The following is a 26,851-nucleotide window of genomic DNA, read 5'->3' as shown; positions in this document are numbered from 1 at the left end:
CCCACGGAAGGAATCAGGCCGCGCCGGGCGGCTGGGGCCACGGGTGCTGTGCCGGGCGCATGCGCTCCCAGGCGTGCGCCACACGCAGCACGCCCAGGTCGTCAAAGCGCGCGCCCGCGATCTGCAAGCCGATGGGCAGGCCTGCGCGGGTGTAGCCGCAATTGACGGACGCGGCGGGCTGCTCGCTCATGTTGTAGGGCAGGGTGTAGCCGATGTGATGCATGGTGGTGGCCACTTCATTGGTGGGCGCGGCCCACTCGGCGTTGTAGGCCACCACGGGCGCCACGGGCGACAGCACGTAGTCGTAGGGGGCGCATGCGGCCACGGTCTTGGCGCGCACGTTGAGGGTGTCGTAGTAGCTGCGGAACACGGCTTCGCCGGACTGGCCGCCGCCGCTTTCGGCCCAGGTGCGGATGAAGGGCAGGATCTTGGCGCGGCGGGCTTCGGGTAGCGCGCCCAGGTCGATGGCCGAGCGGGTGCGCCAGAAGCGGTCGACGCCGTCCAGCATGTCGGGCGTCATCCAGGGATTCATGGGCGTGACGATGGCGCCGGCGGCCTCGAACAGGCGGGCGGCCGCCTCGACGGCCTGGCGAATTTCCGGGTCCAGCGGCAGGCCGCAGCCGGCGTCCAGCAACAGGCCGATGCGCAGCCCGCGCACGTCCTGGGTCAGGTTGAGCCAGTCGAAATCCTGGAACGGCAGGCTCATGTGGTCGCGCACGTCGGGCTGCGACAGCACGCCCATCATCAGCGCGGCGTCGGTGATGGTGCGGGTCATGGGGCCGGCGCAGCGGCCCATGAACGGCGGGTCGATGGGAATGCGGCCCAGGCTGGGCTTGAGCGTGGCGATGCCGCACCAGGCGGCCGGCAGGCGCACCGAGCCGCCGATGTCCGTGCCGATGTGCAACGGGCCGTAGCCCGCGGCGGCCGCCGCGCCCGCGCCGGCGCTGGAACCGCCGGGGTTCTTGGTGATGTCCCAGGGGTTGCGCGTCAGTTCATGAAAGCTCGACAGGCCCGAAGACAGCATGCCGTAGTCGGGCATGGTGGTCTTGCCCAGCACGACCGCGCCGGCCTCGCGCATGCGGGCCGCGGGCGGCGCGTCCGCCGTGGCGGGCGTCAAATCCGTGGCGGCGGTGCCCAGCGGCACCGGCACACCGCGGGTGGCGATGTTTTCCTTGATGGTGGCGGGCACGCCGTCCAGCGTGTAGCCGCCGCAGACCTGGGGTTCGCCCTTCATCCAGCGCGCTTCCGAGGCGCGGGCCTGGGTCAGCGCCTGTTCCGGGTCCAGTGCGTAGGTGGCGTGGATGTGCGGTTCCCAGCGCTCGATATGGTCAAGCACCGAACGCGTGGCCTCGACGGGCGACAGCGTCTTGTTGCGATAGGCCGAGAGCAGTTCCTGGGCCGAGAGTTCGTGCGGTTGCGGCATGGCGGGTTCCAGTGGGTGAGGGCGCGTCAGGCGGTGGCCACGGGCGTCTGGCCGGCCGCGACGGGCCGGAAATTGCGGAAGTCCCAGTCGCGTCCGGGTGCCGCGTCGATCAGGGCGCGGGTGTACTCGTGGCGGGGGTCCGTCAGCACGGTTTCGGCGGTGCCGGTCTCGACGACTTTGCCGCGCTGCATGACCATGATGGTGTCGCAGATCTGCGCGGCCACGCGCAGGTCATGCGTGATGAACAGCACGCCCACGCCGGTGCGCTGCCGCACCTGTTCGAGCAGCTCCAGCACCTGCGCCTGCACGGACACGTCCAGCGCGGACACGGCTTCGTCGGCCACCAGGATTTCCGGGTCCATCACCAGCGCGCGCGCGATGCAGATGCGCTGGCGCTGGCCGCCCGAGAACTGGTGCGGATAGCGCCGCATCGCGTCGGGGCTCAGGCCGACCACGGTCAGCGTTTCGCCCGCGCGCTTTAGGGCCTCTTCGCGCGGCATGCCGAAATTGAGCAGGCCTTCGATGATGGATTCGCCCACGGTGCGGCGTGGGTTCAGCGACCGATACGGGTCCTGGAACACGATCTGGATGCGGCGGCGCACCGGTCGCAGCGCCGCGCCGGACAAGGTGCTGAGGTCTTCGCCGCCCATCATCATGTGGCCGGCGGTGGGCTCGATCAGGCGCACGATGCAGCGCGCCACCGTGGACTTGCCCGAGCCGGACTCGCCGACGATGCCCAGGATCTCGCCCTTGCGCAGCGTCAGGTTGACGTCCGAAGCGGCGATGACGTTCTGCGGCGCGCGGCGCGACAGCAGCGCGCGCTTGCCGCCATAGGTGCGGCCCAGTCCCTTGACGTGCAGCACCGGCTGGCCGGCGGGCGCGTCGCGCCGCGACGGCACCAGGCTGGGCACGGACGACACCAGGCGCCGCGTATACGACTGCTTGGGTTCCGCCAGGATCTCATGGCGCGTGCCGCTTTCGATCAGGTCGCCGCGGTTCATCACCACGATGCGGTCGGCAATCTCGGCCACCACGCCGAAGTCGTGCGTGATGAACAGCACGGCCGTCTTGTGCTTGACCTGCAGTTCCTTGATGAGCAGCAGGATCTGCTTCTGCGTGGTGACGTCCAGCGCCGTGGTGGGTTCGTCGGCGATCAGCAGCTTGGGCTCGAGGATCAGCGCCATGGCGATAACGATGCGCTGGCGCTGGCCGCCCGACAACTGGTGCGGGTAGGCGTCGAAAATGCGTTCGACATCGGGCAGGTGCACCGAACGGAACATCTCCAGCACCTTGGCGCGGCGTTCGGCGGCCGACATGCGGCGATGCAGCCGCAGCACTTCGTCGACCTGTTTGCCCACCGTGTGCACAGGATTCAGCGCGGTCATGGGTTCCTGGAACACCATGGCCATGCGGGTGGCGCGCAGCTCGCGCAGGCGGCGCGGCGTGGCGGTGGCGACGTCTTCGCCTTCGACGCGGATGGAACCCGCGCTGATGCGCAGCACGCCGGGCGGCAACAGGCCCATGACGGCCAGCGAGGTCACTGATTTGCCCGAGCCGGATTCGCCGACCACGCAGACGGTTTCGCCGGCGTGCACGTCCAGGCTCAGGTTGCGCACGACCCGGTTGCCGGCGCCGGCGACTTCCACCGACAGGTTGCGGATGGCCAGGACGGCGGACGAGGTATCGCCCGCGGGGGGAGTAGGAGAGTAGGTCATCGGCATCAGATCCTGCGCACCATTTTCGGGTCCAGCGCATCGCGCAGCGCGTCGCCCAGGATGTTCACGCTGAGCACGGTCAGCGACAGGAACAGGCCCGGGAACAGGATCAGGCCAGGCAGCATGCGGAAATACATGCGGCCTTCGGACATGATGTTGCCCCAGGAGGCGATCTCGGGCGGAATGCCCGCGCCCAGGAAGCTCAGGATGGCTTCGGTCAGCATGGCCGAGGCGAACACGTAGGTGCCCTGCACGGTCAGGGGCGCCACGGTGCTGGGCACCATGTGGCGCCACAGCAGCAGCGGCAGCGGCGTACCCAGGGCCAGCGCGGCCTCGACATAGGGTTCGCCGCGCACGGTCAGGATCTGGCCGCGCACCAGCCGCACCACCCGTGGAATTTCCGGGATGGTGATGGCGATCAGCACGGTCATCAGGCTGGCGCCGGTGGCCGACACCAGGGCAATCGCCAGCAGAATGCCGGGAATCGCCATGATGGCATCCATGGTGCGCATGATGAAGCCGTCCAGCGACCGGAACCAGCCCGCGATCACACCGATCACCAGGCCGATGGCCACGCTGACGACGGCGGCGCCCAGGCCCGCGATGAGCGAGATGCGGGCGCCGTAGGCCACCCGCGACCAGACGTCGCGGCCAAAGGCATCGGTGCCAAAGAGATAATCGGTGAAGGGCTGCTTCAGGCGCGCGCCCGGGTTGATCTGGGTCGGGTCCACGGTGCCCAGCAGCGGGGCGAACAGGGCGATGGCGACGATCAGTGCCAGCACCACCAGGGCCAGCATGACTGGCCAGCTGCGCAGACCCTGGCGGATCTGGCGCCAGGCGGTGACGTGGGGATTGCCGCCTCCGGGGAGGTCGGCGGCCGCTTGCGCGGCGGCGTCGGTTGGCGTTTGCATGGCGTGGCCTCAGTATCGGATACGGGGGTCGAACACCGTGTAGGCGCAATCGACAACCAGATTGATGAACACGTAGACGAACGCGAAGAACAGCGTCAGCCCCTGGATCACGGGGTAGTCGCGCGCCAGCACGGCTTCGACCACCAGCCGGCCCAGGCCGGGAATGTTGAAGACCGATTCGGTCACGACCACGCCGCTGATCAAGAGCGCGATGCCCAGGCCCACCACCGTGGCGATGGGCACGGCCGCATTGCGCAGCGCGTGGCCCAGCAGCACGCCGGTTTCGGTCAGGCCCTTGGAGCGCGCGGTTCGGATGAAGTCTTCGCCCATGACTTCGATGACGCTGGTGCGCGTGATGCGCGCGATCAGCGCGATGTACACCGTGGACAGCGCGAGCGACGGCAGGATCAGCCGGTGCAGGAAGGGCCAGAAGCCGTTGGCCAGTGGCGCGTAGCCCTGCACGTTGAACCAGCCCAGCTTGATGGCGAAGGTCCAGATCAGCAGGTAGCCGGTGACGAACACCGGCACCGAGAAGCCCAGCACTGAAAAACCCATCACGGCGCGGTCCAGCAGCCGGCCCTGGCGCCAGGCCGCCAGCACGCCCAGCGGAATCGCCACGATCAGGGTGAAGATCAGTGTCAGTATCGCCAGGCTGAGCGACGGTTCGAGCCGTTGGCTGATGAGCTTGGTGACCGGCACGCCGGACATCAGCGAGGTACCCAGGTCGCCCTGCAACAGCCGGCCGCCCCAGATGAAGAATTGTTGGACCACCGGTTTATCCAGGCCCATCGTCTGACGTATCAGTTCGACACGTTCAGGCGTGGCGCCGTCGCCGGCCATGATGATGGCCGGATCGCCCGAGCCCGCACGCAATATCGCAAAGACCACCACCGCGACCATCACCAGTACGGGGATGGTCGCGAGGAGCCGGCGTGAAACGAATGCCAGCATGTAATTCCCCCAGAATCCGGGCCTGCCCGAAGGCAGGCCCTAATCGCTCCTCAAGGAGCTTTTTTCACATTCCAGAACGCGAACACCGGTGCATGCACCAGGCCGGACAGCTTGGTCGTGTACACGGTGGGCACGGACATCTGGCCCAGCGGCACGTACAGGCCTTCGTCGATGCCGATGCGCTGCAGCTCGTCGGCGATCTTCTTCTGCTCGGCCGGGTCGGAAGTCAGCGCGAACTTGGTGCGCAGTTCCTCGACCTGGGGGAAGTCGGGCCAACCGAACCAGGCATTGTCGCCGTTGGCCGCGGCGGGGGCCGAGCGCACCGGGTCCATCACGTCGGTGGCGTACCAGTTGGTGTTGTGGATGTTCCAGCCGCCTTCGGCCGGCGCCGCCTTCGAGGCGCGGCGGGTGGCCACGCTCTGCCAGTCCATCGCCGCCAGGTTGACGTTGAAGCCGGCCTTGCGCAGGGCCTGGGCCATCACCACCGGCTGGGCCGACAGCGTGCCCACGTCCGTGGCGTGCATCACCAGGATGGGGGTGTTGTCGTAGCCGGCTTCCTTCAGCAGGGCCTTGGCCTTCTCGATGTTCGAGGGCACCACGACGTCCTTGCCGATGTCGGATTCCAGCGGCGTGCCGCAGCCCCACAGCGATGCGCAGGTTTTCCAGTACTTGGGATTACCCACCAGCGCCTTCATCACGTCTTCCTGGCCGATGGCGTACATGGCGGCCTGGCGGATCTTTTTGTTGTTGAAGGGCGGGTACTTGAAGTTGAAGCGGTACATCGTGAAGTAGCCGACCGGGCTGAGCGATTCTTCCTTCAGGTCCTTGTTGCCTTCGATCATCGGCAACAGGTCATAGGGGAACTGCTCGACGAAGTCGATTTCGCCGCCCAGGAGCGCATTGGCGGTGGTCAGGGCGTCGGGCATGACGTCCCATTCGACCTTGTCCACGTTCACGACCTTGCCACCGGCCAGGCCGCTGGCGGGTTCCTTGCGCGGCACGTAGTCGGTGTTCTTGGCGTAGACGGTCTTCACGCCCGGCTTGAACTCGATGACCTTGAACGGGCCCGAGCCGGTCATGTCGGTGATGGGCTGGCCAATGGCGAGGTCGGCGATGCGCTTGGGCATCATGAACGGCGCCGTGCCGGTGGGCTTGGACAGGGCGCGCAGCGCCAGGTCCGTGGGTTCTTTCATGACGATACGGAAGCTGTTGTCGTCGATGACTTCGATCTTGTCCGTGAACTTGAGCAGGGTGCGGCCCATGCCATCGCCCGCGGCCCAGCGCTTGATGGACGCCACGCAGTCTTCGGCCGTCACCGGCTTGCCGTCATGCCATTTCTGGCCCGGGCGCAGCGTCATGGTGTAGGTCTTGCCGTCGGCCGAGACATCCCACTTTTCCAGCATCTGCGGCTGGATCTTGTTGTCGGCATCGGTGGCCAGCAACGTGTCGTAGATCATGTAGCCGTGCCACGTCGTGATGTACGCGGTGGTGGCGTGCGGGTCGGTCAGGCGCAAAGGCGAGTGCATCACCGACTTGATGACGGTCTCGGCGTAGGCGCCGTGAGCCATCAGCAGGGTGGCGCTGGCCAATGCGGCCGCGCGGACAAACTTGAGCATGAAAATCCCCTTGATGCGTAGTGAGCGGCATGTCGAGCCGCTACGTCGTTAACGCGCCGCGCCAGGGGCGCGGCGTGCGAGGGTCAGGCTGTAGCGGGTCCGGCGAAGACCGGGCCGCAAGGCGCCATTCTGATGCCCGGACGCAGCCGTGTCCATGGTTGTTTAGCCGCATCCATCAGCATCGAGCCCGGTGCCGCGCAGACCAGAATCGTGTGCGCGATGGGGGTGAAATCGGCGCGGAAATGCGCCGAACTCTTCACCGCCAGGATCGCCGCGCGGCGCGGGTCCACGCCGGCGAAGCGAAACATTTCCTGGTCGGCCATCTGCACCTTGCTGGACGCCACCACGATGCGCACGCCGCCGATCCGCAGGCAGGCGCTGGGGCCCAGATCCATGTGGAAACCACGGTAGAACGCGCCGTGCGTATCGAAGCGCCCATTCGAAGTTTTCTCTACGATGAACTCGGCGTCCAGGGGTTCGTCATCAGGAATACCCGAATGTCCACCCAATGAAATTCGGACCGTCTTACCGACACCGGCGCGATGCGCGGCCAGTGCCGCCGCCGGATCGACGATCAGGCCGATGGCGGCGTCGCGGACGTTGTGGCGGATCAGTGCGCGCAGCAGGCCGGTGGTGTCGGAGCTGCCGCCGGCGCCCGGGTTGTCTTGCGCGTCGGCGATGACGACGGGCGCGCTGGCGTCCTGCGCCAACCGCAAGGCGGTGGCAACGGCATCGTCCGGGGTGTACAGCGTGCCGCCGAAATCGCGCTCGGCATCCAGCACCGCGCGGGTCAGCGCATCGGCGGCCGCATCGGCCTCGTCTTGCGTTGCGCCGTAGGCCCAGACGGCGGGCAGGCAGTCGGGAAAATCGGCTGCTGGAAAGCCGGTGGCAAACGACACGCTCTGCGCGCCACGCGTTTCGAGTTCGCCCACCAGCTGGTACAGGCTGCGGGACGGCTCGATGTCGGTGGACTGCCAGCACAGCGGGATCAGGTAGGGCAGCTGGCGCAGCGCGACGTGACTGCGCGGCGCGCCCGCCAGGCGCCGCGCCAGCAAGGCGGCGGCGCGTTGGCCGGTTTCGGCCATGTCGATGTGCGGATAGGTGCGATAGCAGACCAGCGCGTCTGCATGTTGCACCATGGCCCGCGTGACGTTGGCGTGCAGGTCCAGGCTGGCGACCACCGGCACGTCTGGCCCCACCAGCGCGCGCACGCGCTTGAGCAGTTCGCCTTCGCCATCGTCCAGGTGCTCGGTGACCATCGCGCCGTGCAGGTCCAGGTAGACGCCGTCCAGCGGCATGGCCTGCGACAGCCCCTGCAGGATCAGCGCGCTGATGCGTTCAAATGCGTCTTCGGTGACCAGGCCGGAAGGGCTGGCCGCGGCCCAGGTGGCGGGCAGCAGCGTGTGGTTGCCCATCGCCTCGATGAAGCCGGCCACTGGAATGTTGGCGCCGGCCACCGCCTGGAACATCGCCGGGCCGCTGACCAGCTTGGGCCAGCCGCCGCCCTTGTCGGCGAAGTCTTCCCACGTCGCGCGTGACGGCGCGAACGTATTGGTTTCATGCTGAAAGCCGCCTATCCCGATGCGCATCAGGATTCCCCTTGTTGTGTCTTTCGGCAAGCCCCGGCCGCCGCGGCCGGGGCGGTGTGGACGCGCGTGGCGCGTTTACTTGGCCACGGGCATGGTGAATTCCGCGCCCTTGGCGATGCTGTCCGGCCAGCGCTGCATCACGCTCTTGTAGCGCGAATAGAAGCGGATGCCTTCTTCGCCGTAGGCATGGTGGTCGCCGAACAGCGAGCGCTTCCAGCCGCCGAACGAATGCCAGGCCATGGGTACCGGGATCGGCACGTTGATGCCGACCATGCCGACCTTGATCTGGCGCGCAAATGCGCGTGCCACGCCGCCGTCGGACGTGAAGCAGGCCACGCCGTTGCCGAATTCATGGGCGTTGATGAGTTCCACCGCCGACGCGAAGTCAGGCACGCGCACGATGCACAGCACCGGTCCGAAGATTTCTTCGCGGTAGATGTTCATGGCCGGCTTGACGTTGTCGAACAGCGTGCCGCCCAGGAAGAAGCCCTTTTCGTTGCCCGGCACCGTCAGGCCGCGGCCGTCGACCAGCATGTCGGCGCCGGCGGCAACGCCGTCCTCGATGTAGCCGATGACCTTGTTGCGGTGCTGGGCGGTGACCAGCGGGCCCATTTCGGCGTCGCCGTTCATGCCGTCCTTGACCACCAGGGCCTTGACGCGCGGGATCAGGCGCTCGACCACCTTGTCGGCCACGTCGCCCACCGCCACGGCCACCGAGATGGCCATGCAGCGTTCGCCGGCAGAGCCGTAAGCTGCGCCCATCAGGGCGTCGGTGACCTGGTCCAGGTCGGCATCGGGCATCACCACCAGGTGGTTCTTGGCGCCGCCCAGGGCCTGCACGCGCTTGCCGCGGCGGGTGCCTTCGGCGTAGATGTATTCGGCGATGGGGGTCGAACCGACGAAGGACAGGGCCTCGACGTCGGGGTGCGCGATCAGTGCGTCCACGGCCTGCTTGTCGCCATGCACCACGTTGAAGACGCCGGGGGGCAGGCCGGCTTCGGTCAGCAGTTCGGCCAGGCGCAGCGACGCCGACGGGTCGCGTTCGGACGGCTTGAGCACGAAGGTGTTGCCGCAGGCGATGGCCACCGGGAACATCCAGCACGGCACCATCATGGGGAAGTTGAACGGCGTGATGCCGGCCACCACGCCCAAGGCCTGGCGCATGCTCCAGTTGTCGATGCCGCCGCCGATCTGGTCGGAATACTGGCCCTTGAGCAATTGCGGAATGCCGCAGGCGAATTCCACGATCTCGATGCCGCGCATGACTTCGCCCTTGGCGTCCGAGAACACCTTGCCGTGTTCGCGGGTGATCAGCTCGGCCAGCTCGTCCTGATGCTTGTCCAGCAGCGCCTTGAAGTTGAACAGCACGCGCGAACGCTTGAGTGCGGGCGTTTCGGACCAGGCGGGAAAGGCGGCCTTGGCCGAGGCCACGGCCAGCGCTACTTCGTCGGTGGACGCCAGCGGAACCGAGGTGGTCACTTCGCCGGTGGCCGGATTGAAGCCGTCGGCGTAGCGGTTGCTGCGGCCGTCGTAGTGCTGGCCGTTGATGTAGTGGGGAATCTTCTTCATGGGAAAGGCTCGGAACGGGTTCTTTGAAAATGCCGGAGGGCGGCCCAGGGCCGCCCGCGAGTGTGTGTCAGTGCGCGCGGGCCTGCCCCGCGCGCAGGTGGGAGCAACGGCCCCGTCGGCGCCGCGTGCGCGCAGCGGCGGGGCGCCCCGTCATGCGACTTCCTTGAGCACCTTGCCGATCTGCTCGAACAGCTGCCCGATCTGGGCTTCTTCTATGATCAGCGGGGGCGAGACGGCGATGATGTCACCGGTGTAGCGCACCATCAGGCCGCTGTCGAAGCATTTCTGGAACACTTCGGCGGCGCGGGCGCCCGGGGCGCCAGCGCGCGGCGCCAGTTCGATGCCGGACACCAGGCCCAGGTTGCGTACGTCGATGACGTGCGGTGCGCCCTTCAGGCTGTGGGCCGCCTGTTCGAACGCGCCCGACAGCTTGCGGGCGCGGCTGAACAGGTCTTCGCGGCGGTAGATGTCCAGCGTCGCCAGGATGGCGGCGGCGGCCAGCGGGTGGGCCGAATAGGTATAGCCGTGGAAGAACTCGATGCCGCCGGCCGGGCCGTTGACGATGGCGTCGTGCACTTCGCGGCGCACGGCGACGGCGCCCGCGGGCACGGCGGCGTTGCTCACGCCCTTGGCCATGGCGATCAGGTCGGGCGTGACGCCGAAGAATTCGGACGCGGTGGCGGCGCCCAGGCGACCGTAGGCGGTGATGACTTCGTCAAAAATCAGCAGGATGCCGTGCTTGGACGTAATTTCGCGCAGCTTTTCCAGGTAGCCCTTCGGCGGAATCAGCACGCCGGTGGAGCCGGCCATGGGCTCGACGATCACGGCGGCGATGGTGGACGCGTCGTGCAGCGCGATGATGCGTTCCAGTTCGTCGGCCAGGTGGGCGCCCCAGGCGGGCTGGCCCTTGGAATAGGCGTTCTGCTCCAGGTTGTGGGTGTGGGGCAGGTGGTCCACGGCGGGCAGCAGCGCGCCGGAGAAGGTCTTGCGGTTGGTCGAGATGCCGCCCACCGAGATGCCGCCAAAGCCCACGCCGTGGTAGCCGCGTTCGCGGCCGATCAGGCGGGTGCGCTGGCCTTCGCCGCGGGCGCGGTGATAGGCCAGGGCGATCTTCAGGGAGGTGTCGACGGACTCGGAACCCGAGTTGGTGAAGAAGACGCGGTCCAGGCCCTGCGGCATGAAGCTGGCCACGGCGGTGGCGGCTTCGAAGGCCAGCGGGTGGCCCAGCTGGAAGCCCGGGGCGTAGTCCATGATGCCGGCCTGGCGGGAAATCGCATCGACGATTTCCTGGCGGCCGTGGCCGGCGTTCACGCACCACAGGCCGGCCGTGCCGTCCAGGATCTGGCGACCGTCGGCCGACGTGTAGTACATGCCTTTCGCTGCCGCCAGCATGCGGGGATGCGCCTTGAACTGTTTATTGGCGGTAAAGGGCATCCAGAGATGGGACAGGTCGGGCAACTCGGCGGGGGCGTTCATGGCGGCTCCAGGGGGTGACAGGCCCGGCTTTGCTTGCGTCGCGTGCAGGCAGCCGGCGGATGCAAATGATTCTGGTGCGTCCCGCGCGGATTGAAAATATACAATCCGCGCAAAGCGGGCTAACTGTATAGTTGCAAGCATGACAACTGTACAGTTAGCTTTCCTGCCGTGATCGATTTCCAGCCCGTGCGTGCCCGCGGCCAGGCCCCCACGCTGGTGGACCAGCTGGTGGCGGCCATTCTGCAAGCCATCGAGGCCCAACTGCTGCGTCCGGGTATGTCCCTACCCTCGGTGCGCGAGTTCGCGCGCCAGCACGCCGTCAGCACCTTCACGGTCGCCAGCGCCTACAGCCGCCTGGTGTCGCTGGGCTGGCTGGCCGCAAGGCCGGGCGCCGGCTATCGGGTGGCCCAGCCAGACGCGCCCGCGCGCCGGGGCGAGCCGCAATCCTGGGAGCCGCCCCGCTTAAACGCAAGCTGGCTGCTGTCGGACATCTTCGCGGACCACTCCATCCCCATCAAGTCGGGTTGCGGCTGGCTGCCCGGCGAATGGCTGAATGAAGAAGGCCTGCACGTGGCGCTGCGCCACATGGGCCGGGTGCCGGCCATGCGCATTGCCCACTACGGGCATCCGTACGGCTACGCGCCGCTGCGCGAAACCATCGCCGCCACGCTCAGCGCGCAGGGCATGGAGGTCGAGGTCTCCCAGGTGCTCTTGACCCAGGGCGTGACCCACGGGCTGGACATGGTGATCCGCACCCTGCTGCGGCCGGGCGACACCGTACTGGTCGAGCAGCCGGCCTACGCCAATCTGTTGCAGATGCTGCGCCTGGCCGGCCTGCGGGTGGTGCCGGTGGCGCGCACCCTGGACGGCCTGGATTGCGATGCGCTGGAGCGCGCGGCCGTGCAACACCGGCCGCGGGCGCTGTTCGTCAATACCGCGCTGCAGAACCCCTCGGGGGCCAGCATCAGCATGGCCAACGCCTTTCGCATCCTGCAACTGGCCGAGCGCCATGGACTTTGGGTGGTGGAAGACGACATCTCGCGCGAACTCGCGCCGGGTGTCACGCCCATGCTGGCGGCGCTGGATGGCGGACGCCGGGTGGTCTACCTGGGCGGCTATTCCAAGGTCATCAGCCCGTCGGTGCGGGTGGGTTACGTGGTGGCGCATCGCGACCTGACCCGCGACATCGCCCGCACTAAGATGGCGGTCGGCCTGACGTCGCCCGAGATCATGGAGCGCATCGTCCATCAGGTCATTCGCGAAGGCCGCTACCGGGCACATATCGAGCGCACCCGCGAACGCCTGGCCCAGGCCCACGCCAATGTGGCCGGCCAGATGGCGCAGCATGGCTTCGAGGTCTATGCGCGGCCCCAGGCCGGTTTGTTCCTGTGGGCGAAGGTGGCCGGCCAGTGGCGCGAACGCGGCGCCAATGGCCTGGCCGAGCTGGCCTTGAAAGACGGTATCTGGCTGGCGCCGGGTTCCTATTTCGAGGCCGACGAGGCCGATACGCCCTGGGTGCGCTTCAACGTGGCGTATTCCGAGGCGTCGGCGCTGTGGCGCTTCATGCGCAATGCGGGCGCGGCCTAGGCCGTGCGGGGTCAGGCGCGCTCGTACGTGACGAAGTCGTAGTCGTAGCCATTCTCGGCGGGCTGCGCGTCGCGCGCCGTTTCCTTCCACTGGAAGCCCGGCAGCAGCGGAAAGAAGGCGTCGCCCTCGACCTCGGCATGAACCTCGGTGGCCAGGATGCGGCGGGCCAGCGGCAATGCCTGCGTGTAGATCTGCGCACCACCGATAACGAAGGCCTCGGCGCTGTCGCCGCAGGCGGCGATGGCCGCTTCCAGCGAAGGCACGAGCGTGGCGCCGGCGGCGCTGAAGTCCGGATTGCGGCTGACCACGATATTGGTGCGCCCGGGCAGGGGGCGGCCCAGCGATTCCCAGGTCTTGCGCCCCATGATGATGGGGTGTCCCAGCGTGCTGCGCTTGAAATGCGCCAGGTCGCCCGGCAATTTCCAGGGCAGGGCGTTGTCGCGCCCGATGGCGCGGTTGGTGGAATAGGCGACGATCAAGGTAAGGCTGGCGGACATGCGGTCGGGAGGCTTGGGGAAGTCGGCCGGCAGGGCCGGCGGGAAGGCCCCAAGCGTAGCAAATTCAGCCCGCCGCGTGTTCCAGGAATTCGCTGGCCGGCATCGGCTTGCCCAGCAGGAAGCCCTGCAGCGAGTCGCAGCCCAGCCCGGTCAGGAATTTCTGCTGCGCCGTCGTTTCCACGCCCTCGGCCACGATGCGCAGGTTCAGTTGCTGGGCCAGCGCGACGATGGCCGAGACAATGGCGGCATCTTCGTTGTCGTTTTCCAGCTGGTTGACGAAGCCGCGGTCGATCTTCAATTCGGTGGCGGGCAGCCGCTTCAGGTAGAGCAGGCTGGAATAACCGGTGCCGAAGTCGTCGATGGAGATGGTCACGCCCAACCCCGACAGGCGCTTGAGCACGGTCAGGCTGGCCTCGGCGTCGCGCATGGCGGTGGATTCGGTCACTTCCAGCGTCAGGCAGGACGGCGGCACGTCGTGCCGGGCCAGCGCGCTGCGCACCGTCTCGACCAGCCCGGCGTGGGCGAACTGCAGCGCCGAGATGTTCACGGCGATGGTCCAGTGGCCCTGGCCCGCGTTGATCCACTCGCGCATCTGGCGGCAGGCTTCGTTGATGACCCATTCGCCGATCGACAGGATCAGCCCGGTCTTTTCCGCCGTGGGGATGAACTGGTCCGGGCCCACCAGGCCGCGGGTGGGGTGGTTCCAGCGCAGCAGCGCCTCGGCGCCCATGATGGGGCCGGCCGGCGCTTCGTACTTGGGCTGGTAGTGCAGCACGAACTGGTCGCGCTCCTGTGCCAGGCGCAGGTCGTGCAGCAGCTCGATCTGCTCGTGCGCGTCGGCGTTCATGGACGGCTCGAAGAAGCTGTAGCCGGTGCCGCCCAGGCGCTTGGCGTGGTACATCGCGGCGTCCGCGTTGGTCAGCAGCGCGTGCGTGTCTTCGCCGTCATTCGGATAGATGGCGATGCCCACGCTGGAGGTCACCAGCACTTCGTGGCCGTACACCATGACCGGGCGCGCAATGGCCTCGATCAGGCGGTCCGCCACATTGGCGGCGTCGGTGGGTTCCACCACCTCGCTCAGCACGATGAATTCGTCGCCGCCCAGGCGCGCCACGGTGTCCTGCGTGCGCAGCGTCTGGCGAATGCGCTGGGCCAGGTCGATCAGCAGGGCGTCGCCGGTATGGTGGCCGTAGGCGTCGTTGACCGCCTTGAAGCCGTCCAGGTCGAAGAACAGCACGGCGAAATAGCCCTTGCGGCGGCTGGCGCTTTCAATGGCCTGTTCCAGCCGGTCTTCGAGCAGGATGCGGTTGGGCAGCTTGGTCAGGGTGTCGTGCAACGCCAGTTGCACCAGTTCTTCGTTGGCCTCGGCCAGCGACGAGGCCAGGGCGGACGTGCGGGCTTCCAGGCGGTTGTCCAGCACGGCGACCACCAGGGCGATGGCCAGCACGCTCAGGGTCACGGCGGTCACGGCAATGGCCAGCCAGCCCGCCGAAATGCCGCTGTTGGCGGCCATGCAGATGCTGCCTTCCGGGAAGCCGGCCGCTTCCATGCCGGTGTAGTGCATGCCGACAATGGCCATGCCCATGACCACGGCCGCCAGCGGCCGCGACAGCGCCACCCGCGGGCCGTCCTGGCGCAGGCGGTAGGTGATCCAGAGCGCGGCGCCCGAGGCCGCCACGGCAATGCCGATGGACAGCGCGAACCAGGCCGGGTTGTAGGAGATGCCGGGCGTCATCTGCATCGCAGCCATGCCGATATAGTGCATCGCCGCAATGCCCGCGCCCATCAGCAGCGCGCCCGCGATCAGCCGCGGCCAGGGCAGCTCGTCCTTGCAGACGATCCACAGCGCGAAGGCCGAGCAGCCGATCGCGATCACCAGCGACAGCAGGGTCAGCGGCAGGTCGTATCCCATGGGAATCGGCAGGCTGAACGCCAGCATGCCGACGAAATGCATGGCCCAGATGCCGATGCCCATGGCCAATGCGCCGCCGGCCAACCAGTAACGCGCCGCCGGCAGTCCGTTCGCGGCCCGCACGCGGTTGGCCATGCCCAGCGCCGTATACGACGCCAGGATGGCGACCCCTAGGGATACGAGGACGAGCGAAGGGTTATATATTCCAACGAGCATTTTTGGGGTCCTGTCCTGAGCGCATACAGCCGCCGCGCCGGCCTCAATTCAAATCAATTAGTAGTCAACAGTTGCATTCGGGCCGCAAGGGGGTCCTGCTGTCGACGCTGGCGATTCACGTACTCTCTTTTCTGGATAGGGGGTGCGGCGCTGCGGTGCAGGCGGCCGGGAAGGCCGGGCGGGGTGCCCGGTTTCGCGGCGAGCGGCAGGCACGGCGCGGCATGGGCCGTTCAGAAGCAACGGCGCGCGAGGCTTGCTGGACGCGCGTCCGAGGCTAAGGGATGGGTTATACCGAAAACGCGCTTCCAGAAGCTCACCAATCTTCACCTGCGTGTTCCGGCATGGCGGACGGCCGCCAGGCGGCCGCACCGCCATGGCCTCAAACGGCCATCGGCGCGGTGAGGGGCGCGTGGTGGGTGTAGCCCGCCAGCGAGAAATCGCCCGGTTCGACCTTCTCGAGCCACTCGGGCTCGTAGCGGCCGGTCTGGGCAAAATCGGGAATGCGATCGGACAGCACGAGCTGGGGCGCTTCATACGGCGTGCGCGTCAGCTGTTCGCGCAGCATCGGCAGGTGGTTCTCGTAGATGTGGGCGTCGCCAATGAAATACGTGAACCAGCGCGGCTTATAGCCCGTCAGCCGGCCCACCAGGTGCAGCAGCGCCGCGCCTTCGGTCAGGTTGAACGGCGTGCCCAGCCCGACATCGTTCGAGCGGATGTACAGGCACAGGGAAATTTCGCGGGTGGTCGCGTTGGGCAGGAATTGATAGAGCAGGTGGCAGGGCGGCAGCGCCATTTCCTCGATCTGCGCCCAGTTCCAGCCGTGGAACAGGATGCGGCGGTCGCCCGGGCGCTCGTGGATGGCGTCCAGGCATAGTCGCAACTGGTCGACGGCTTTATAGAGCAGCACCTTGGGGGCGCCGTTTTCCCGCAGGTCGGCAACCTTCGTGTAACCGCGGCCCAGCGCGTCGGCGATCTGTTCCTGGCGGTGGGCGTCCAGCACCTTGTAGGCCGGCCACTGGCGCCATTGCACGCCATAGACCGGGCCCAGGTCGTCAGGGCCTTCGCGGTACGGGTTGGCCAGCCACTGGCTGTTCTCGTTGGCGTTCTGGTCCCAGACCTTGCACCCCAGCTCGCGGAATTCGGCGGCGCTGCGCGAGGCGCGCAGGAAGCCGACCATCTCGCCGATGGCCGACTTGAAGGCCAGCTTCTTGGTGGTCACGGCGGGAAAGCCTTGCTGCAGGTCAAAGCGCAGCGAGGCACCCGGCATGCTCAGGGTGCGTATGCCCGTCCGATTTTCCTGCCACGCGCCGGTGTCCAGGATGGATTGAACGAGGTCCAGGTATTGTTTCATGGGTACAGAATGAGTAAGGGCTGAAAGGGCGCGGTCGCGTCAGGCCGTCGCAGGGGCTTCCTGGGTGTCGACGATGTCGACCGAGAACGTCAGTTCGGCGGTCTTTTCCAGCATGGCCGAGGCCGAGCAGTATTTTTCGTGCGACAGCTGCACCGCGCGCTCGACGGCGGCGCGCGGCAGGTTGCGGCCGGTGACGGTGAAAGCGAAATGGATGCGGGTGAACACCTTGGGGTCGACGTCGGCGCGGTCGGCCTGCAGCTTGACGCTGCAACCGCTCACGGCGTGGCGGCCGCGCTTGAGGATCAGCACCACATCATAGGCGGTGCAGCCGCCGGTGCCGGCCAGCAGCATTTCCATGGGGCGAGGCGCCAGGTTATGGCCGCCGCCGTCCACCGCGCCGTCCATCACCGCGACGTGGCCGCTGCCGGTGCTGGCGGTAAAGAGCATGCCGTTGGGGCCGCCCCAGTCGATCGTGCATTCCATTTGTCAGTGTCCTTGTGCTTGAGCGCAGTCAATGGCTGATGATACCCGTTGCGTACAATTCCAGGCACGAGAGCCCCGCCCCGCATCAGGGGTGTGCGCGCCCCAATTCCAGGAGTTGTCCATGTCCACCGCCCTGTTCCAATCCGGCCCCGCTTCTTTCCTGCGTCGCGCCAGTCCGCTGGACGCCCTGCTGGCCGAAGCCGACCGCGCGCTGCGCGTGCTGTCCGGCAGCGCCAGCGCCGGCCGGCCGAATCCGGCCACCGCCGACGAGGCGCCCGACACGCTGTCGGCACAGGAAAAGCGCCACGCGGCAGGACTGATGCGGGTCAACCACGTCGGCGAGGTCTGCGCCCAGGCGCTGTACCGGGGGCAGGCGGCGGCCTGCCGCGAGCCCGGCCCGCGCGCCTTGCTGCTGGAAGCGGCCGGCGAAGAGGTCGACCACCTGGTCTGGTGCAATCAGCGCCTGGCCGAGCTGGGCAGCCGGCCCAGCCTGCTCAACCCGGTCTGGTACGCCGGCTCGTTTGCGCTGGGCGTGCTGGCCAGCTATGCCGGCGTGCCGCGCAACCTGGGTTTCATGGCCGAAACCGAACGGCAGGTCGAGGCCCACCTGGACGGCCACCTGCGCACCTTGCCGGAACAGGATGCCCGTTCGCGCCAGATCGTGCAGAAGATGAAGGAAGACGAAGCCCAGCATCGCGCCAGCGCCGAGGCGGCCGGCGGCGTGCCGCTACCGGGGCCGGTCAAGACGGCGATGCGGGCGATGTCCAAGGTCATGACCACCACGGCGTACTGGATCTGAACGCGCGCTGCCCCGCGGTGGGGAGCAAAAAATGTTGCAATGCGCAAAAATTGCCGCATATTGGTGCCGGATGCACCTTTCTGGTGCCAATCATAGGGCGGGATTACCCGGCAAGGTCTAGGGTAAGTCCGCAAGGGGTTAACCCGTTCGGCAAAAACCCGCCATGTCGCAAGGTCATTGCTGGCTGCGGCTTTCCAGGCAGGTGACCCGCAACGTGCGGCAAAAATGCAACGTGGAATGTCATGTCGCCGCGAGCGTGAAAAAATTCTTGCATCGCACAAAAAAACCCGATACTATGCATCTCATCGGATGTTGAAACGCAGTCGGCGCGGTACCAAGGCAAGCACAATCCGCAAGCCAAACCCCGACAGCGTAGCGAGCGAAACCTCCAGGCCGCTCCCAACATGCCACGGTTGTCTCCTCCACCCTCCTCCTTTGGTGGATTTAGCCCGAGATCTTACGATCTCGGGCTTTTTTTTATCCTGGAATAATCCGTCCCTATTTAGCGAGGATACTGTGCGGATTGCCTGAGTGGAGGCCGGTGCCGCCAGGGTCGGTTTCCCCGGGAAGTTCTTGGCGTTTTCCCTTGGATATTTCGCGTGCGCCAAGACGGAAAGCTCTACAATTAATCCATGAAATCCGTATTTCCACGGGTGTTACGTTCTGTCCCGGTGCATTGCACTTCCTTATTCCTCCCATATATGGGCGTTACACCTGCCGCCGATAATGGCGGGCCTGTCTCGATAGACCAACCAAAGGTGACCTTGTGACCTGGCTGTACATATGCGTGGTCGCGTTCATGGTGGGCGGAATCATCGTGGCGTCGGAGCGCTGGCATGGCGCCTTCACCGGCGACAGCGACCTCAACAAACCGCAAGCGAACCATTCGCGCGCCACGCCTCGCGTCGGCGGCCTGGCCGTGCTGGCCGGCACGCTCCTGGGCCTGTTGGTGCTCGGGCCCGACAACATGACCCTGACCTGGTTGTGGCCGGCCCTGTTCGTCTCGGCGCTACCGGTGTTCGTGGCGGGCCTGCTCGAAGACATCACCAAAGATATCGGCGCCAGCAAGCGCTTGCTGGCTGCCTTCCTGTCCGCCGCGATCGCCTGGTGGCTGCTGGGCGGCGTCAGCCGCGTCGGCATGGCGCCGGTGGATTACGTCCTGTCTTATTGGCCCGTTTCCCTGCTTTTCACGATGTTCGCCGTGGGCGGCTGTACCCATGCCCTGAACATCGTCGATGGCATGAACGGCCTGGCCGGCATGGTCGCCACGCTGATGGCCGTTTCCATCAGCCTGGTGGCGCTGCAAGTGGGCGACGTGCCGATCTTCCTGATTTCGGCGGCGCTGGCGTCGGCCACGCTGGGCTTCCTGGTCTGGAACTTCCCGTTCGGCCGCGTCTTCCTGGGCGACGGCGGAGCGTATTTCCTGGGCTTCATGCTGGCCGAACTGGCTGTGCTGCTGGTGGTGCGCAACCCCTCGGTGTCGCCGTTCTACGCGCTGGCCGTGCTGTTCTACCCCGTCTTTGAAACCGGGTTCTCCATCTGGCGCCGCCGCTTCAAGCGTGGCGTGCCGGTGGACCAGCCCGATGCGCTGCACCTGCATCAACTGGTGTTCCGTCGCCTGGTCCGCGTGACCTTCAGCCGCGGCCGCCGCCATGCCGTGCCCGCGCTGTGCAACGCCCTGGCGTCGCCGTACATGTGGGTGCTGGCCCTGATCGGCCTGGTGCCCGCCACCATCTGGTGGGACAACGCCTGGGCGCTTGGCGCCAGTCTGGTGGTGTTCGCCAGCGTCTATATCTGGCTGTACGCGCGGCTGGTGTCCTGGCGCCGTCCGGGGTGGCTGTTGCTGCCTTCCGTCTTGCGGGCCGATTAAGTCTTGGGCGCCCCGGCGATATCCGCCGGGGGCCCGGTTATCCATTACCCCGACCATATTTAAAATGCCGTAATCGTTTTACGGTGAAGGGAGAGTTATGTTGCGTATTCAGGATGTGAAACTCGCGGTTGTCGGCCTGGGTTATGTCGGCCTGCCGCTGGCGGTCGAGTTCGGCAAGAAGCGCTCGGTCATCGGTTTTGATATCAACACGCGCCGGATCGACGCCCTGAAGGCCGGGCACGACCACACGCTGGAAGTCAGCGATGCCGAGCTGGTCGAAGCCAGTCACCTGAGCTACACCGCCGACCGCGCCGAGCTGGGCCAGACCAACGTGTTCATCGTCACCGTGCCCACCCCGATCGACGAATACAAGCAACCCGACCTGACCCCGCTGGTGAAGGCCAGCGAGACCATCGGCGCCGTGCTCAAGCGCGGCGACATCGTCATCTACGAATCCACCGTCTACCCCGGCGCCACCGAAGAAGATTGCGTGCCGGTGCTGGAACGCGTGTCGGGCCTGAAGTTCAACGTCGACTTCTACGCCGGCTACAGCCCCGAGCGCATCAACCCGGGCGACAAGGAACACCGCGTCAGTACCATCAAGAAGGTCACCTCGGGCTCGACCCCGGAAGTCGCCGAACTGGTGGACCAGCTGTACAAGCAGATCATCACCGCCGGCACGCACAAGGCGTCCAGCATCCGCGTGGCCGAGGCCGCCAAGGTGATCGAGAACACCCAGCGCGACGTCAACATCGCGCTGATCAACGAGCTGGCCCTGATCTTCAACAAGATGGGCATCGACACCGAGGCCGTGCTGCAAGCTGCGGGCACCAAGTGGAACTTCCTGCCGTTCCGTCCGGGCCTGGTGGGCGGCCACTGCATCGGCGTGGATCCGTACTACCTGACGCACAAGGCGCAGTCCATCGGCTACCACCCCGAGATCATCCTGGCGGGCCGCCGCCTGAACGACTCGATGGGCGGCTACGTGGTGTCGCAACTGGTCAAAGCCATGACCAAGCGCCGCATTCACGTGCAGGGCGCACGCGTGCTGGTGATGGGCCTGACCTTCAAGGAAAACTGCCCCGACCTGCGCAACACGCGCATCGTGGACATCGTCAAGGAACTGGGCGACTACAACGTCGACGTGGACGTGTACGACCCGTGGGTCGAACCCGAAGAAGCCGTGCACGAATACGGCATCACGCCGGTCGCCAAGCCCGAAGAGGGCAAGTACGACGCCGTGATCCTGGCCGTCGCGCACAATCAGTTCAAGGCCCTGGGCGCCGAAGGCATCCGCAAGCTGGGCAAGGCCGAGCACATCCTGTACGACTTGAAGTACGTGCTGTCGCCCGCCGAATCCGATCTGCGTCTGTAAGAGGATACGGCCATGACCACTCGCTACGAAACCGTTACCCGTGAACTTTCCGCCGCGCCGCGCAAGTGGCTGGTGACCGGCTGCGCCGGCTTCATCGGCTCGAACCTGCTGGAAACGCTGCTCAAGCTGGGCCAGACCGTGGTCGGCCTGGACAACTTCGCCACCGGCCACCAGCGCAACCTGGACGAAGTGCGCGGCGCCGTGACGCCCGAGCAATGGAGCCGCTTGAGCTTCATCGAAGGCGACATCCGTGACCTGGAAGCCTGCCGCCGCGCCACCGCGGGCGTGGACTTCGTGCTGCACCAGGCGGCCCTGGGTTCGGTGCCGCGTTCGCTGAAAGACCCGATCACCACCAACGAGGTGAACATCGGCGGCTTCCTGAACATGCTGGTCGCTGCACGCGACGCCGAAGTGAAATCCTTCGTCTACGCGGCTTCCAGCTCCACCTACGGCGACCACCCGGCGTTGCCCAAGGTCGAAGAGAACATCGGCAATCCGCTGTCGCCGTACGCCGTCACCAAGTACGTCAACGAACTGTACGCCAGCGTGTTTGCGCGCTCGTATGGCTTCGAGACGGTGGGGCTGCGCTACTTCAACGTGTTCGGCAAGCGCCAGGACCCGGACGGCGCCTATGCCGCCGTGATCCCGAAGTGGACCGCCGCCATGATCAAGGGCGACGACGTCACCATCAATGGCGACGGTGAGACCAGCCGCGACTTCTGCTTCGTGGACAACGCCGTGCAGGCCAATATCCTGGCCGCCATGGCGCCGCCCGAGGCACGCAACCAGGTCTACAACGTGGCCGTCAGCGGCCGCAGCACCCTGAACGATCTGTTCGGTTTCCTGGTGCAGGCGCTGGGCAAGCAAGACGTTGCCTATGGCAAGAAGCCGGTCTACGGCGACTTCCGCGCCGGCGACGTGCGCCATTCGCAGGCTGATGTCAGCAAGGGCAGCCGCCTGCTGGGTTACCAGCCCACGCACACCGTGCTGCAGGGCCTGGAAGTGGCAATGCCCTGGTACACGCAATTCCTGCGTTGATTTGAAAGCACTCATCCGAAAACTCGGCACCATCCACCCGGACCACCAGCGCATCTTCAAGGGCGCGTTCCGGGTGGCGGTGTTCCTGCTGCTGGGCAAGGCCGCCGGCGCCGTCAAGGAAATGGCGGTGGCGTACCGCTACGGCGTCAGCGACGCCGTCGACGCCTACCAATTCACGATGACCATGGCTACCTGGCTGCCGGTCACGATCGTGGGCGTGCTGTCGGTGGTGCTGATTCCGGTGCTGGTGCGCCTGCGCCGCGCCGACGATGCCGAACGGGAACAATTCATCCGTGAACTGCAGGGCTGGGTGGCGGCGGCCGGCATTGCGCTGGCGCTCCTGACCTGGTTCGCCTGGCCGCATGTGCTGGGCAGCCTGGGCCAGGGCCTGTCCGCGCGAGTCGGCGGCATGACCGGCGACCTGCTGGTGGCCTTTGCGCCGGTCTCGGCCCTGCTGCTAGTGGCCGGCATCAGCGCCGCGCGGCTGCGGTCGCACGAACGCCACGTCAATACCTTGCTGGACAGCGTGCCCGCGGTCGCCACGTTGGCATGGGTGATGCTGGCGGCCAGCGCCGATGGCGTCGGGCCGCTGCTGTGGGGCACGCTGGTGGGCTACGCGATCCAGACCGTCTGGCTGGCCTGGCTGGCCGCGCGCGCCGACGGCGGCTTCTGGGGTTCGCCCCGGTTGACGTGGCGGTCGCCGCACTGGCCCGAACTGATGAGCGCCGCGGGCGTGATGCTGATCGGCCAGGTGGCCATGAGCTTCGTCGGCCCGCTGGACCAATACGCGGCCGCCAACCTGGGCGCCAATGCCAACGCCACGCTGGGCTACGCCAGCCGATTGCTGTCGCTGGTGCTCGGTATCGGCGCGGTATCGGTTGGCCGCGCGGCCTTGCCGGTGCTGGCCGATGTACAGGCGCGGGGCGATACCGCGCGTGCGCGCGCCATGGCGCTGAAATGGTCGATGCTGATGGTGCTGGCTGGCGCTGCCGCCGTGGCCGTGGGTTGGCTGCTGGCGCCGTGGGGCGTGTCGGTGCTGTTCCAGCGCGGCGCCTTCACCGCCGAAAACACTGAGGCCGTGGCGCACGTGCTGCGCTGGGGCCTGTTGCAACTGCCCTTCTATTTCGGCGTGCTGATCCTGGTGCAACTGTTGGCCAGCCAGAACCGCTACCGCATCATGTCCGCCATCGCGGTGGGCAATTTTGCTCTGAAGGCGGGGCTGAACGTGGTGCTGGCGCCCAAGATGGGCGCGGCCGGCATCATGCTGGCGACCAGCCTGATGTACCTGCTTTCCTATGCCTGCTACCTGGTGGTGGCCCTGCGCCGCGCTGAACCCCAAGAGGCCGACTGAATGCCCGTAGCCGACTCCGCCCGCGCGCAACGCGTGCTGCTGTTCATCCATTCGCTGCACGGCGGCGGCGCCGAACGCGTGGCCGCCGACCTGAGCGGGCATTGGGCCGACATGGGGCGCGAGGTGATGGTGGTGACGCAGGCCGGCACCGAAGGCGACGTCTATACCCTGCACCCCAACGTGCGCCGCGAAGTGCTGCACACGGCGGGCGAGGGCGGGGGCTTGCGCGGCATCCTGAGCAATGTGCAGCGGGTGCGCGCGCTGCGCCGCGTGATCAAGGCGTTTCGCCCCGATATCGTGCTGGGCATGATGACGACGGCGTCGGTCCTGTCCGTGCTGGCCTCGACCGGGCTGTCCACGCGCGTCATCGCCACCGAACATACCCATCCGCCGTCGCAGGCCATGTCCGGTTTCTGGCAGCGCCTGCGCCGGTTTACGTACCCCCGGGCCGCGCGTGTCGTGGCCCTGACGCGCGGCACTGCCGACTGGCTGGCGCAGCACGTGCCGGGGTCGCGGTTGGCCGTCATCCCCAATCCGGTGCATTGGCCCCTGCCCAAGGGCGAACCGATGCTGGCGCCGCGGGCGGGCGATGGCCGCAAGCGCCTGTTGGCCGTGGGCCGGCTGCACGCGGACAAGGGCTTCGACCTGCTGGTGCAGGCTTATGCCCGGTTGGCGGCGTCGCATCCGGACTGGGATCTGGTTATCCTGGGCGAAGGCGACGAGCGGCGCGCACTGGAGGCGCAAGTGCAAGGCGCCGGCCTGCAAGACCGCGTCAGCCTGCCCGGGCGGGCAGGCAACGTGGGCGACTGGTATCAAAGCGCCGATCTGTATGTGCTGACCTCGCGTTTCGAGGGGCTGTCCAACACGCTGCTGGAATCCATGGCCAGCGGCCTGGCCGCGGTGGCATTCGATTGCGACACCGGTCCGCGCGAGATCGTGCGCGAAGGCGTGGACGGCGTGCTGGTAAGGCCCAACGGCGATGTGGATGCGCTGTGCCGCGCGCTGGATGCGGTCATGACCGACGAGGCCGGCCGCCAGCGCATGGCGCAGGCGGCCACGGCCGTGCGCGAGCGGTTTTCGGCCGAGCGGGTGCTGGGCCTATGGGAAGAACTTTTTGACGGCGTGCGTGGATCGGGCCGATAGGCCACGCGCCACGCCGTTGCTGCGGTGACCACGAGAACCTAGATCATGTGTGGAATTGTCGGAATTTGGGGCCCCCTGGGCGATAAGGCGCAAGTGCTGGCGGAGAGCTGCCGCCGCATTCGCCACCGCGGGCCGGACAGCAACGGCTTCTGGGAAGACACCGGCGCCGAGCTGGCACTGGCGCACGTGCGCCTGGCGATCCAGGACCTGACCGAGGCCGGCCATCAGCCGATGGTGTCCGCCTGCGGCCGCTACGTCATGGTGTTCAACGGCGAGGTCTACAACCACCTGGACATGCGCCAGCAGCTGGAACAGTCCGGCCTGGCGCCGGCCTGGCGCGGCCATTCGGATACCGAGACGCTGCTGGCGGGCTTCACCGCCCTGGGCATCGAGGCCACCTTGCAGGCGTCGGTGGGCATGTTCGCCATCGCGCTGTGGGACCGGGCCTCGCGCAAGCTGATGCTGGCGCGCGACCGCATGGGTGAAAAGCCGCTGTACTACGGTTATTCTGGCGCCGAACTGGTGTTCGCCTCCGAGCTCAAGGGCCTGATGCCGATCCCGGGATTCGGCCGCGACCTGAACCGCAATGCGTTGGCCTCGTTCATGCGGCACAACTACATTCCGGCGCCGCAATCCATCTATGAAGGCATCGCCAAGCTGCCGCCGGGCACCTGGATCGAGTTCACCGCCGACGATACCCGCAGCCGCCGCATGCCGGAACCGCGCGTGTATTGGTCGGCACGTGAAGCCGCCGACGCCGCGGCGCAATCGCGCTTGTCGTTCGGGTCCGATGCCGAAGCGACCGATGCGCTGGAAAGCGTGCTGTCCAAGGCCGTGGGCGGCCAGATGCTGTCGGATGTCAGCCTGGGTGCGTTTCTGTCGGGCGGCATCGACTCGTCGACCATCGTGTCGCTGATGCAGGCGCAGAGCTCGCAGCCAGTGCGCACCTTTGCCATCGGCTTCCATGAAAAGGGCTACGACGAGGCGCAGCACGCCAAAGCCGTGGCCATGCACCTGGGCACCGACCACACCGAACTGTATGTCACCGCGGACGATGCGCTGGCCGTGGTGCCGGGGCTGGCCGACATGTACGACGAACCGTTCGCCGATTCGTCGCAGATTCCGACGTCGCTGGTGACACGCATGGCGCGCCAGCACGTGACCGTGGCCCTGTCGGGTGACGGCGGCGACGAATTGTTCGGCGGCTATTCGCGCTATTTCCGGGTCAACAACTGGTGGCAGAAGTTCGGACGGATTCCGCCGCTGCTGCGTACGCCCGCGGGCGCGCTGCTCAGCGCGTCCACCCATCTGCCGGGCCGGGGCGCCTGGCGCGGCAAGGTCGGCAAGCTGGGCGAGTTGCTGCGCGCCGATACGCGCGGTGACTTCTATCGCCTGTTCGTGTCGTACTGGTCCGATCCGGCCCGCGTGGTCAAGGGCGGCGTCGAGCCGGTCTCCGAGTTCGCGCAGGCGATGCGCGGTTCGACCTTTGAATCCATGATGAAGCTGGACACGATCACGTACCTGCCGGACGACATCCTGGTCAAGGTGGACCGCGCCGCGATGGCGGTGAGCCTTGAGACGCGCGTGCCGCTGATCGACCACCGCGTCTACGAATTCGCCTGGAGCCTGCCGCACCAGTACAAGGTGCGCGGCGCCACCGGCAAGTGGCTGCTGCGCCAGGTGCTGTACCGACATGTGCCGCAGGCGCTGGTGGACCGCCCCAAGCGCGGCTTCGCCGTACCGCTGGCCGCCTGGCTGCGCGGCCCGCTGCGCGATTGGGCCGAGGCCCTGCTGGACCCGGCGCGCCTGCGCCAGGAAGGCTGGTTCGAGCCGGAACCCATTTTGCGCAAGTGGCGCGAGCATGTATCCGGCCATCGCAATTGGGATAGCCATCTGTGGGGCGTGCTGATGATGCAAGCCTGGTTGGACCGCTACCGCGCAGGCGGTGAGCAAGGAGGAACGTTTGGGAGTCGCTGACG

20 protein-coding genes are annotated in these 26,851 nt (G+C 67.0%); 8 read left to right on the top strand and 12 right to left on the bottom strand.

The window, feature by feature from the left end; translation table 11 throughout:
- Window positions 1-13: 13 nt before the first annotated feature.
- From AC3WMR_RS22520 to aptA, 8 genes are all read right to left on the bottom strand, one after another.
- Entirely contained in the window at window positions 14-1,423 is a 1,410-nt protein-coding gene (locus AC3WMR_RS22520) for an amidase (RefSeq protein WP_492265165.1), read from the bottom strand.
- A gap of 26 nt (window positions 1,424-1,449) precedes the next feature.
- Complete coding sequence (locus tag AC3WMR_RS22515; protein ID WP_492265166.1) at window positions 1,450-3,138, bottom strand: ABC transporter ATP-binding protein; 1,689 nt, start codon at window positions 3,136-3,138, stop codon at window positions 1,450-1,452.
- Window positions 3,139-3,143: 5 nt separating this feature from the next.
- Entirely contained in the window at window positions 3,144-4,049 is a 906-nt protein-coding gene (locus AC3WMR_RS22510) for an ABC transporter permease (RefSeq protein ID WP_025139396.1), read from the bottom strand.
- A gap of 9 nt (window positions 4,050-4,058) precedes the next feature.
- Complete coding sequence (locus tag AC3WMR_RS22505; protein ID WP_492265167.1) at window positions 4,059-5,000, bottom strand: ABC transporter permease; 942 nt, start codon at window positions 4,998-5,000, stop codon at window positions 4,059-4,061.
- A gap of 50 nt (window positions 5,001-5,050) precedes the next feature.
- A complete protein-coding gene (locus AC3WMR_RS22500) occupies window positions 5,051-6,616 on the bottom strand; it encodes an ABC transporter substrate-binding protein (RefSeq protein WP_492265168.1) in 1,566 nt (521 codons plus the stop codon).
- Window positions 6,617-6,699: 83 nt separating this feature from the next.
- Complete coding sequence (locus AC3WMR_RS22495) at window positions 6,700-8,205, bottom strand: M81 family metallopeptidase (protein ID WP_492265169.1); 1,506 nt, start codon at window positions 8,203-8,205, stop codon at window positions 6,700-6,702.
- Window positions 8,206-8,280: 75 nt separating this feature from the next.
- A complete protein-coding gene (locus tag AC3WMR_RS22490) occupies window positions 8,281-9,774 on the bottom strand; it encodes a CoA-acylating methylmalonate-semialdehyde dehydrogenase (RefSeq protein ID WP_492265170.1) in 1,494 nt (497 codons plus the stop codon).
- 150 nt (window positions 9,775-9,924) lie between these two features.
- Window positions 9,925-11,250 carry an omega-aminotransferase AptA gene (gene aptA / locus AC3WMR_RS22485; RefSeq protein WP_025139401.1) on the bottom strand — a complete coding sequence of 442 codons (1,326 nt, stop codon included), beginning with the start codon at window positions 11,248-11,250 and terminating at the stop codon, window positions 9,925-9,927.
- A gap of 168 nt (window positions 11,251-11,418) precedes the next feature.
- Here aptA and AC3WMR_RS22480 point away from each other — a divergent pair, with 168 nt between their 5' ends.
- On the top strand, window positions 11,419-12,837 hold the full coding sequence (locus AC3WMR_RS22480; RefSeq protein ID WP_492265171.1) for an aminotransferase-like domain-containing protein: 1,419 nt from the start codon (window positions 11,419-11,421) through the stop codon (window positions 12,835-12,837).
- Window positions 12,838-12,848: 11 nt separating this feature from the next.
- Here AC3WMR_RS22480 and AC3WMR_RS22475 read toward each other — a convergent pair whose 3' ends face one another.
- The 4 genes from AC3WMR_RS22475 to AC3WMR_RS22460 form a co-directional block, all read right to left on the bottom strand.
- Window positions 12,849-13,334, bottom strand: coding sequence for a dihydrofolate reductase (locus AC3WMR_RS22475; protein ID WP_492265172.1), 486 nt, complete (start codon window positions 13,332-13,334; stop codon window positions 12,849-12,851).
- Window positions 13,335-13,398: 64 nt separating this feature from the next.
- On the bottom strand, window positions 13,399-15,462 hold the full coding sequence (locus AC3WMR_RS22470) for a putative bifunctional diguanylate cyclase/phosphodiesterase (protein ID WP_492265173.1): 2,064 nt from the start codon (window positions 15,460-15,462) through the stop codon (window positions 13,399-13,401).
- Between the two features lie 379 nt (window positions 15,463-15,841).
- Window positions 15,842-16,813: a thymidylate synthase gene (locus tag AC3WMR_RS22465; RefSeq protein WP_492265174.1), complete on the bottom strand. Its 972-nt coding sequence runs from the start codon at window positions 16,811-16,813 to the stop codon at window positions 15,842-15,844.
- Between the two features lie 39 nt (window positions 16,814-16,852).
- Window positions 16,853-17,296 (bottom strand): OsmC family protein, encoded by a 444-nt coding sequence (locus AC3WMR_RS22460; RefSeq protein WP_183007172.1) that lies wholly within the window; start codon window positions 17,294-17,296, stop codon window positions 16,853-16,855.
- A 121-nt stretch (window positions 17,297-17,417) separates the two neighbouring features.
- Between AC3WMR_RS22460 and coq7 the strand changes: the two genes are divergently transcribed.
- From coq7 to asnB, 7 genes are all read left to right on the top strand, one after another.
- Window positions 17,418-18,095, top strand: coding sequence for a 2-polyprenyl-3-methyl-6-methoxy-1,4-benzoquinone monooxygenase (coq7, locus tag AC3WMR_RS22455; RefSeq protein WP_492265175.1), 678 nt, complete (start codon window positions 17,418-17,420; stop codon window positions 18,093-18,095).
- 766 nt (window positions 18,096-18,861) lie between these two features.
- The gene (locus AC3WMR_RS22450; RefSeq protein ID WP_492265176.1) at window positions 18,862-19,965 is read left to right on the top strand and encodes an MraY family glycosyltransferase; all 1,104 of its coding nucleotides are present in this window, start codon (window positions 18,862-18,864) and stop codon (window positions 19,963-19,965) included.
- Window positions 19,966-20,062: 97 nt separating this feature from the next.
- Entirely contained in the window at window positions 20,063-21,340 is a 1,278-nt protein-coding gene (tviB, locus tag AC3WMR_RS22445; protein WP_492265177.1) for a Vi polysaccharide biosynthesis UDP-N-acetylglucosamine C-6 dehydrogenase TviB, read from the top strand.
- A 12-nt stretch (window positions 21,341-21,352) separates the two neighbouring features.
- Window positions 21,353-22,378 carry an SDR family oxidoreductase gene (locus AC3WMR_RS22440; RefSeq protein ID WP_492265178.1) on the top strand — a complete coding sequence of 342 codons (1,026 nt, stop codon included), beginning with the start codon at window positions 21,353-21,355 and terminating at the stop codon, window positions 22,376-22,378.
- Between the two features lies 1 nt (window position 22,379).
- Window positions 22,380-23,729, top strand: coding sequence for a murein biosynthesis integral membrane protein MurJ (gene murJ, locus AC3WMR_RS22435; protein ID WP_492265179.1), 1,350 nt, complete (start codon window positions 22,380-22,382; stop codon window positions 23,727-23,729).
- Complete coding sequence (locus AC3WMR_RS22430) at window positions 23,730-24,872, top strand: glycosyltransferase family 4 protein (RefSeq protein WP_492265180.1); 1,143 nt, start codon at window positions 23,730-23,732, stop codon at window positions 24,870-24,872.
- Window positions 24,873-24,917: 45 nt separating this feature from the next.
- Window positions 24,918-26,849: an asparagine synthase (glutamine-hydrolyzing) gene (asnB, locus tag AC3WMR_RS22425; protein ID WP_492265181.1), complete on the top strand. Its 1,932-nt coding sequence runs from the start codon at window positions 24,918-24,920 to the stop codon at window positions 26,847-26,849.
- Window positions 26,850-26,851: the final 2 nt, after the last annotated feature.

The organism is Achromobacter sp. FW305-C-28 (assembly GCF_058783235.1).
Note: the sequence above shows the minus strand (reverse complement) of the source record. Positions and strands in the feature narration are given on the sequence as shown.

Bases quoted from the DNA above. Each gene is read 5' to 3' on its own strand.
- AC3WMR_RS22490 (WP_492265170.1), bottom strand. From the start codon at position 9,774: ATGAAGAAGATTCCCCACTACATCAACGGCCAGCACTACGACGGCCGC.
- AC3WMR_RS22430 (WP_492265180.1), top strand. From the start codon at position 23,730: ATGCCCGTAGCCGACTCCGCCCGCGCGCAACGCGTGCTGCTGTTCATC.
- AC3WMR_RS22440 (WP_492265178.1), top strand. From the start codon at position 21,353: ATGACCACTCGCTACGAAACCGTTACCCGTGAACTTTCCGCCGCGCCG.
- AC3WMR_RS22520 (WP_492265165.1), bottom strand. From the start codon at position 1,423: ATGCCGCAACCGCACGAACTCTCGGCCCAGGAACTGCTCTCGGCCTAT.
- AC3WMR_RS22460 (WP_183007172.1), bottom strand. From the start codon at position 17,296: ATGGAATGCACGATCGACTGGGGCGGCCCCAACGGCATGCTCTTTACC.
- coq7 (WP_492265175.1), top strand. From the start codon at position 17,418: ATGTCCACCGCCCTGTTCCAATCCGGCCCCGCTTCTTTCCTGCGTCGC.
- asnB (WP_492265181.1), top strand. From the start codon at position 24,918: ATGTGTGGAATTGTCGGAATTTGGGGCCCCCTGGGCGATAAGGCGCAA.
- AC3WMR_RS22470 (WP_492265173.1), bottom strand. From the start codon at position 15,462: ATGCTCGTTGGAATATATAACCCTTCGCTCGTCCTCGTATCCCTAGGG.
- aptA (WP_025139401.1), bottom strand. From the start codon at position 11,250: ATGAACGCCCCCGCCGAGTTGCCCGACCTGTCCCATCTCTGGATGCCC.
- AC3WMR_RS22505 (WP_492265167.1), bottom strand. From the start codon at position 5,000: ATGCTGGCATTCGTTTCACGCCGGCTCCTCGCGACCATCCCCGTACTG.
- AC3WMR_RS22500 (WP_492265168.1), bottom strand. From the start codon at position 6,616: ATGCTCAAGTTTGTCCGCGCGGCCGCATTGGCCAGCGCCACCCTGCTG.
- AC3WMR_RS22465 (WP_492265174.1), bottom strand. From the start codon at position 16,813: ATGAAACAATACCTGGACCTCGTTCAATCCATCCTGGACACCGGCGCG.
- AC3WMR_RS22475 (WP_492265172.1), bottom strand. From the start codon at position 13,334: ATGTCCGCCAGCCTTACCTTGATCGTCGCCTATTCCACCAACCGCGCC.
- AC3WMR_RS22495 (WP_492265169.1), bottom strand. From the start codon at position 8,205: ATGCGCATCGGGATAGGCGGCTTTCAGCATGAAACCAATACGTTCGCG.
- AC3WMR_RS22510 (WP_025139396.1), bottom strand. From the start codon at position 4,049: ATGCAAACGCCAACCGACGCCGCCGCGCAAGCGGCCGCCGACCTCCCC.
- tviB (WP_492265177.1), top strand. From the start codon at position 20,063: ATGTTGCGTATTCAGGATGTGAAACTCGCGGTTGTCGGCCTGGGTTAT.
- AC3WMR_RS22515 (WP_492265166.1), bottom strand. From the start codon at position 3,138: ATGACCTACTCTCCTACTCCCCCCGCGGGCGATACCTCGTCCGCCGTC.